General features: G+C 70.2%; 7 protein-coding genes. 4 read left to right on the forward strand and 3 right to left on the reverse strand.

The annotated features are described in order from the left end of the window. On the forward strand, positions 1-532 hold a 532-nt coding region (locus HUV06_RS13480), incomplete at its 5' end, for a molybdopterin-dependent oxidoreductase (protein ID WP_174301773.1). Positions 533-631: 99 nt separating this feature from the next. Next, positions 632-3,130, forward strand: coding sequence for an ATP-binding protein (locus HUV06_RS13485; RefSeq protein WP_174301774.1), 2,499 nt, complete (start codon positions 632-634; stop codon positions 3,128-3,130). Between the two features lies 1 nt (position 3,131). On the opposite strand, the gene HUV06_RS13490 is transcribed toward HUV06_RS13485, so the two are convergent. Next, positions 3,132-3,773 carry a hypothetical protein gene (locus HUV06_RS13490; RefSeq protein WP_174301775.1) on the reverse strand — a complete coding sequence of 214 codons (642 nt, stop codon included), beginning with the start codon at positions 3,771-3,773 and terminating at the stop codon, positions 3,132-3,134. Positions 3,774-3,852: 79 nt separating this feature from the next. Between HUV06_RS13490 and HUV06_RS13495 the strand changes: the two genes are divergently transcribed. Continuing rightward, positions 3,853-5,172 carry a folylpolyglutamate synthase/dihydrofolate synthase family protein gene (locus HUV06_RS13495; protein ID WP_174301776.1) on the forward strand — a complete coding sequence of 440 codons (1,320 nt, stop codon included), beginning with the start codon at positions 3,853-3,855 and terminating at the stop codon, positions 5,170-5,172. Between the two features lie 27 nt (positions 5,173-5,199). On the opposite strand, the gene HUV06_RS13500 is transcribed toward HUV06_RS13495, so the two are convergent. Together HUV06_RS13500 and ykgO are read right to left on the reverse strand one after the other, a co-directional pair. Further along, a complete protein-coding gene (locus HUV06_RS13500; protein ID WP_174301777.1) occupies positions 5,200-5,475 on the reverse strand; it encodes a DUF2312 domain-containing protein in 276 nt (91 codons plus the stop codon). Positions 5,476-5,648: 173 nt separating this feature from the next. Then, on the reverse strand, positions 5,649-5,774 hold the full coding sequence (gene ykgO / locus HUV06_RS13505; RefSeq protein WP_174301778.1) for a type B 50S ribosomal protein L36: 126 nt from the start codon (positions 5,772-5,774) through the stop codon (positions 5,649-5,651). Positions 5,775-5,955: 181 nt separating this feature from the next. On the opposite strand from ykgO, the gene HUV06_RS13510 reads away from it, so the two are divergent. Beyond that, positions 5,956-7,054, forward strand: a 1,099-nt coding sequence (locus tag HUV06_RS13510; protein WP_174301779.1) for a lytic transglycosylase domain-containing protein, incomplete at its 3' end; no start/stop codon positions are given.

Here is a 7,054-nt window from a genome sequence, read left to right on the forward strand (position 1 = left end):
CTTGGCGAGCCCCGCCCTCGCCACGCCGCCGCCGATCATGAGCCCTGCGCCCTCCGACCGATCGCCGGCCTCGGCCGCGATGGTGGGCAGCCTGCCGGCCGGCGCTGCATCTGGAACCGTGGTGGTCCGTGGCCTCACGGGACAGACCGAGACCCTGACCGCCGCCGACATCGCCAGGCTGCCGCACGCCCACGTCTCGCTGGACCACATGGGCGTGACCACCGACTTCTCCGGTCCCCTGCTCAGCGACCTGCTGCGCGACGTGGGCGCGCCCATGGGCGTGCGGCTGCACGGGGCCGGCGTGAACGACGTCGTCTTCGTCACCGCGGCCGACAAGTACCGGGTGGTGCTGTCCCTGGCTGAGGTGGACCCGAGCTTCCACAGGAACGCCAGGGTCATCCTGGCCGACCTGGGCGACGGAAAGCCACTTCCCATCAAGGAGGGACCTTACCGGCTGGTGGTCGACGGCGATCTTAAGCCGGCCCGCGCCGCTTATTCCGTCGTGGCCATCGAGCTGAAGCACCTGCCCTGAGCCCGCACGCACGTCGATGCGTGACGATTGATCCATGTTGCCGCTTACGGCATCTAAACAAATGTATGGCCAGCCTCGGTTGAGTAAGCCGAGGCGTCGATGCGTTCCTCCCTATCGCGTAACTTCCTGCTGGGCGTGGGCCTCACCTCGGTGGTGTTCACCATCACCGCGTCGCTGTCGGCGTTCGCCGTATTTCAGAGCGAGCTGGCGCACCGGCAGATCAGTTTCCTGTCCCAGTACGTGCAGGAGCGCACCGACAACCTGGACCGCCGCTTCACCGGCCTGCTGGCCCTGCACCGCACCGCCGTGAGGACGCTCCAGCGGCGCGAGGCCCTGCTGAAGCCGGGCGAGGCCGAGAAGCTGATCGATCGCGACTTCCCGCTCCATGCCGACGGCACCCGTCGTAGCCGGCCGGAGGCCTTCACCGGCAGCGTCTCGCGAGGCGGTCGGCTGATCTACGGCATGGGCGCCTTCATCGCCGACGGGGCCCACATCCCGGAGGCGGAGATGCGGGCGCTGACCAGCGCCTATCCCATCGTCGGCAGCTTCGGCCAAGCCGTGCACGACGACTACGACAACTTCTACTTCTTCACCCCGCACAACCGGCTGGTGATGTTCGGCCCCGACCGGCCCGATCACCTGCTGTTCTATCGCGAGCAGGCGCCGGCCAGCCTCGACTTCTCCCAGGAGGAGATGAGCCGCATCATCCTGCCGGCGGTGAACCCCACCGGCGCCACCCGATGCACCTCGCTCCAGCGCCTGATCCAGGAGAAGGCGACCGCCCGGGTGGGCCTGGCCTGCCTCACGCCCGCCTATGTGGATGGAAGGTTCGTCGGCGCCTTCGGATCCACCATCAGCGCCACCGCCCTGTTCAAGGAGGCCGTAGGGGCCAGCCTGCGCGGGGCCAACAGCCTGATCCTGCGCGGCGACGGCGAGCTGCTGGCCTATCCGGGCACCATGTCCGCGGGCGGCGCGAGCGAGGACCAGGTGGCGGCCTATGCGAGGCGGATGAAACTCCCCGCCCTCGCGCGTCAGGTTCGGGCCCAGCATCTGCAGCACGGCGTGCTGGTCAGCGCGGACGGCAAGCAGATCGTCGCCTTCGGCCGGCTGAGCGGCCCGGGCTGGTACTACCTGGTCAGCTATCCGGCCATGGCGGTGACCCTGTCGGCTGCGCGTTCGGCCCTGGTCATCCTGGCGCTGGGCCTGATGGCCTCCCTCCTGCAGACGCTCGTGATCCTGCGCATGGCGCGTCACGCCATCACCCGGCCCCTGCAGGAGCTGGCGACCTCCTGCGAGGCGCGCTCGCCCACCGCCGTGGCCAGCCTGCAAGCCCGGGGCGACGAGATCGGCGTGCTGGCCTGGGCCCTTCGCGGCGAGCGGGACCGCGCCGACGAGTTGCTGGCTTCCCTGGAGCAGCGCGTCAGCGAACGCACGGCCGAGCTGGAGAAGGCCAACGAGGAGAAGTCCCGCTTCCTGGCCAATATGAGCCACGAGCTGCGGACGCCGCTGAACGGGGTGATCGCGGTGTCGGAGACCCTGGCGCGCGAGCAGACCTCGCCCCGCAACGCCGAGCTGGCCCAGCTGATCTGCGCCTCCGGCCGGCTGCTGGAACAGGTGCTCACCGATATCCTGGACTTCTCCAAGATCGAGGCCGGCGAGATGCGGCTGGAGCGCCAGCCCTTCGAACTCGCCACCGTGATCTCGCGCGTGGCCGAGCTGCACCGGGCCAGCGCAGAGGCCAAGGGCATCGGCCTGCGCTGGCACATCTCAGAGGGCGCGCTCGGCTGCTACCTCGGCGACTCCGTGCGTTTGACCCAGGTGCTCTCCAACCTGCTCAGCAACGCGGTCAAGTTCACCGGAGCGGGCGAGGTCAGCCTGTCGGTGGCGTGCGATCAGGGCGCGATACGCATCGATGTCGCAGACACCGGCATCGGTTTCGACGACGCGGTCAAGGCGCGGCTGTTCCACCGCTTCGAACAGGCCGACGTCTCGATCCGCCGGCGCTTCGGCGGTACGGGGCTGGGCTTGGCCATCTGCCAGTCGCTGGTGACGCTGATGGGCGGCGAGATCGGAGCGCAGTCCAGCCCGGGCGAAGGCGCCACCTTCACCGTCCGGCTGCCCCTGCCCCAGGCCGCCGCCGCGCCGGCGCCGGAGGCGGGCCCTGCGCTCACGCCGGAGGAGATGCCAGGGCTACAGGTGCTGCTGGCCGAGGATCATCCTACCAACCAGCGGGTGGTGCGCCTGATCCTGGAAGCCGTGGGCGTGGAGCTGACGGTGGTGGACAACGGCGCTCTGGCGCTGGAGGCCTTCGCCCGCCAGCGCTTCGACCTGGTGCTGATGGACATGCAGATGCCCGAGATGGACGGGCTCACCGCCACCACCCAGCTGCGGGCCATGGAGCGGGAGACAGGCGCGGTGCGGACGCCGGTGATCATGCTCACCGCCAACGCCCTGGACGAGCACGTCCAGGCCAGCCTCGCCGCCGGCGCGGACCGGCACCTGTCCAAGCCGCTCCGGGCCGCCGACCTGCTGGACGCCATAATCGCGCTGACGGCCGGCGAAGCCGAGGCGGACAAGGCCGCCCGAGCCGCGGCCTAGCCTACTTCGCCCGCTTCGCCGGCTGGGCCGCGTCCTGCACCTGCGTGCGAGGCAGCTCCTCCAGGACGAGATATCCCTGGCTGCGTTCGTCGAGCACGTCGAAGTTGTGGTCTGCGCGGGCCAGGAAGGCCTTCAGCGTCAGCCGGCCGATGAAGCTGTCGTCGGCGGAGCGCACCGGCTCGGCGTCGTTGATGAGGGCGTAGGGGGCCGCGCCCTGCAGGTCGCCGGCTAGCTTGGTCTTGTCGCTGGTGTCGTACTCGGCGGCCTGGCCGGACGCGTTCAGCTCCGGAACGAGCACGGTCTCGTAATAAACGATCTCGGAGTCGGTCACCAATCCATCACGGTTGCGGTCAAGCACGGTGAAGAAGGCCTGGGCATCGGCCTTGAACTCGACCTTGTCGAGCTTGCCGTCATGATTGGCGTCCGCCGCCTTGAACCACTGCACCACCGGATAGGGCTGACCGGAGACCGAGCGGAACGGCTGGCCCATGGGGCTGACGAACAGATGTGCATCATCCAGCGGAGTGGTCTGGGGCCGCCGCGGCGCAGCCGCCATCGCGCTTGAGCTCGAAGACAGCAGGGCGAGGACAGACATGCCGGCCAGAACAGCCGGCGCGAAAGAGGCGGGGGCGCGCAGAGTCATGGCTCTTCCTAAAGCATCGCGCGCCACTCGGCGCCACCCCGGCCTTGATCTGCGCGCGGTCGCACAGCAACAGGGTCCTATGACCGACGGCCTGCTCCCCCACGACGCGGCGCTGGAACGCCTGCGCCGGCTGCACCCCATCCTGATCGACCTGTCGCTCGGGCGGGTGCAGCGGCTGCTTGGCGCACTGGGTCATCCCGAGACGCGGTTGCCGCCGGTGATCCACGTGGCCGGCACCAACGGCAAGGGCTCCACCGTGGCCTATCTGCGCGCCATCGGCGAGGCGGCGGGGCTGCGGGTGCACGCCTTCACCTCGCCGCACCTGGTCCGCTTCGCCGAGCGCATCCGCATCGCAGGGACGCTGATCGCGGACGACGAGCTGGCGGCCCTGCTGGCGCAGGTGGAGGCCGCCAACGCCGGCGAGCCGATCACCTTCTTCGAGATCACCGCCGCCGCCGCGCTGAAGGCCTTCGCCGACACCCCGGCTGACCTGTGCGTGGTCGAGGTGGGGCTGGGTGGCCGTTACGACGCCACCAACGTGTTCGAGGCCCCGGCGCTCAGCGTCATCACCCCGGTGGATCACGACCATCACGAATACCTCGGCGACACCTTGGCCAAGATCGCCGGCGAGAAGGCGGGCGTCCTGAAGCCCGGCCGACCCGCCGTGATCGGCCGCCAGCCGGAGGCGGCGCTCGAGGTGATCGAGGCCCAGGCGACGCGGCTGGGCTCACCCCTGACGGTGGCGGGGCGGGACTTCGACGCCTACGCCCAGGGCGGCCGCATGGTGTTCCAGGATGAAGCCGGGCTGCTCGACCTGCCGCCGCCGGGCCTCTACGGCGCCCACCAGGTCGACAATGCCGGGATCGCCGTGGCGGCCGTGCGGGCGCTGGGCGATCCGCGGCTGGACGGGGCCGCCGTCGCCGCGGGCCTGGTCTCCGCCCGCTGGCCGGCCCGCATGCAGAGGCTGACCGCCGGTCCGCTGGCCGCAGCCGCCCGGGCGCGGGGCGCCGACCTTTGGCTGGACGGCGGCCACAACCCCCACGCCGCCCGCGCCCTGGCTGAGGCCGCGCGCAGCCTCCAGGCGCGCGACGGCCGCCCCGTGGCGCTGATCGTGGGGCTGCTGGCCCGCAAGGATGCGGCCGGCGTGTTCGAGGCCTTGAAGGGCGTGGCGGAACAGGTCTGCGTCACCGGCTTCGCCTCGGAGCTCGCCGCCGACCCGGGTGTGCTGAGCGAGGCGGCGGGAGCGGCGGGCGTTCCAGCGACCGCCTGCGCCGACGTTATCCAAGCTCTCGCCCGGGTCTTGGCCGGCGAAGGGCCGCCGCCGCACGTCATCATCTGCGGCTCGCTCTACCTCGCGGGTGAGGTGCTGGCCATGTCGCCGGCAACCTGGCCGACCTAGCCTCCCCCTCCCGCAAGCGAAGAGGGGCTAAAGTCCGCCGATGGCCGACAGGTAGAGGTCGATCAACGCCTCCTCCTCCTGGCGCTTGACCTTGTCCTGCTTGATCAGGCGGATGACCTTGCGCAGGATCTTGGTGTCGAAGCCCTCGCCCTTGGCCTCGGCGAACACCGCCTTCAAATCTTCGGACACCGCCGCCTTGTCCTCTTCGAGCCGGGTGATCCGCTCGATGAAGCTTTTAAGACGCCCCTGCGCCGCGGAGGTGAGCACGTCGGCTTCGGCGTTGAAGGAAGCGTCGTCGGCCATGGGAGGACTCCAAATACGGGAAGTTCGACCCTATCGGCGCCGGCCAGCCGCTTCAAACCCCGCGTGCGAGGCGCGTGGCCGCACCGTCAGCGCACAGCGAAAAGCCCGTCGCGGACGCGACGGGCTGCAAGCCTTCCAGTGATCGACCGCGCCCGCAAAGGGCGCTGAGGGCCTCAGCCCTGCTTGGCCTTGAAGCGGGGGTCGGTCTTGTTGATGATGTAGATACGGCCCTTGCGGCGCACCAGCTTGCAGTCGCGATGGCGGCTCTTGAGCGACTTGAGCGAGCTTCGAACCTTCATGACACTCGTGACCCGCAAATGAAAACCCGCGCAGGCGACCGCGCGGGGTGAGCGGCGTGTCTATGGAGTCGGCGCCCATACGTCAAGTCCTGCGCGCAAGGCGCGAGCCCTCGCGCCGATGAGGGCGCTCCCGCGGTTTTGATTGTGCGCAGGGCCAGGGCTTGCGTAATGCTTTGCTTCGATGGATCGCCGCTTCTTCCTCCTGTCCGCCTCCGGCGCGATTGCGGCCCCGAGCGCCGCCTACGGGCCGACCTCCGCGGCGGGCGGGACCGCCGATCCGCTGTTCGCCGACTGGATGCAGGGCTTCGTCGACCGGGCGGCGGGCGCAGGCTGGTCCCGGGCGCGACTGAGCGAGACCTTCGCGGGCGTCACTGCAGACCCGCGCGTCATCGCCGCCGACAACCGCCAGCCGGAACTCTCCAAGCCGGTCAGCGCCTATATCGAAAGCGCGGTGTCCGAGACCCGCATCGCGGAAGGCCGCCAGCACCGCACCGAGGGCGGCCGCTGGCAGGACCCACTCGCAACCCAGTACGGCGTGCCTGCCGACATCCTGGTCTCCATCTGGAGCGTGGAGTCGAGCTTTGGGCGCATCCAGGGCTCCATGGACGTGGTGCGCTCGCTCTCCACCCTGGCGGCGGAGGGCCGGCGCAAGGGCTGGGCGGAGGACCAGTTGTTCGCGGCTTTGCGCATCCTCTACACCGATCAGGCCAGCCGGGAGCAGCTGAAGGGGTCCTGGGCCGGCGCCATGGGCCAGACCCAGTTCACGCCGTCGGACTATCTGAACTTCGCGGTGGACGGCGACGGGGACGGTCGGCGCGACATCTGGGGTTCGGCCCCGGACGCCTTGGCGTCGGCCGCCAACTTCCTGCAGAAGAAGGCAGCCTGGCGCCGCGGCGAAGCCTGGACGCGCGAGGTCGTGCTGCCGCAAGGATTCGACTACAGCCTTGCCGAAGGCGTCAAGCAGCCGACCGCCGCCTGGACGGCGCTGGGCGTGCGTTCGGCGGATCGGCGCGCCTGGCGACCGGCGGACTCCGAGGAGGCCGCCCAGCTGCTGCTGCCGGCCGGCTGGCGCGGGCCGGCGCTGCTGGCCTTTCCCAACCACTTCGCCATCCGCGCCTACAACAACTCCATGTCCTACGCCCTGGCGGTGGGCTTCCTGGCCGAGCGCGTCTCCGGTGCGCCGCCTCTCCAGCGCGCCTGGCCGGAAGAGGACCCCATCCCGCGCGCCGACCGCATCGCCGCCCAGGAGGCGCTGCAGCACATGGGCTATGACGTCGGCG

It is taken from the genome of Caulobacter sp. S45 (assembly GCF_903642205.1).
Lineage (GTDB): Bacteria > Pseudomonadota > Alphaproteobacteria > Caulobacterales > Caulobacteraceae > CAHJWH01.

Coding starts and splice junctions, on each gene's coding strand:
- HUV06_RS13485 (WP_174301774.1), top strand. CDS start 632: ATGCGTTCCTCCCTATCGCGTAACTTCCTGCTGGGCGTGGGCCTCACC.
- HUV06_RS13490 (WP_174301775.1), bottom strand. CDS start 3,773: ATGACTCTGCGCGCCCCCGCCTCTTTCGCGCCGGCTGTTCTGGCCGGC.
- HUV06_RS13495 (WP_174301776.1), top strand. CDS start 3,853: ATGACCGACGGCCTGCTCCCCCACGACGCGGCGCTGGAACGCCTGCGC.
- HUV06_RS13500 (WP_174301777.1), bottom strand. CDS start 5,475: ATGGCCGACGACGCTTCCTTCAACGCCGAAGCCGACGTGCTCACCTCC.
- ykgO (WP_174301778.1), bottom strand. CDS start 5,774: ATGAAGGTTCGAAGCTCGCTCAAGTCGCTCAAGAGCCGCCATCGCGAC.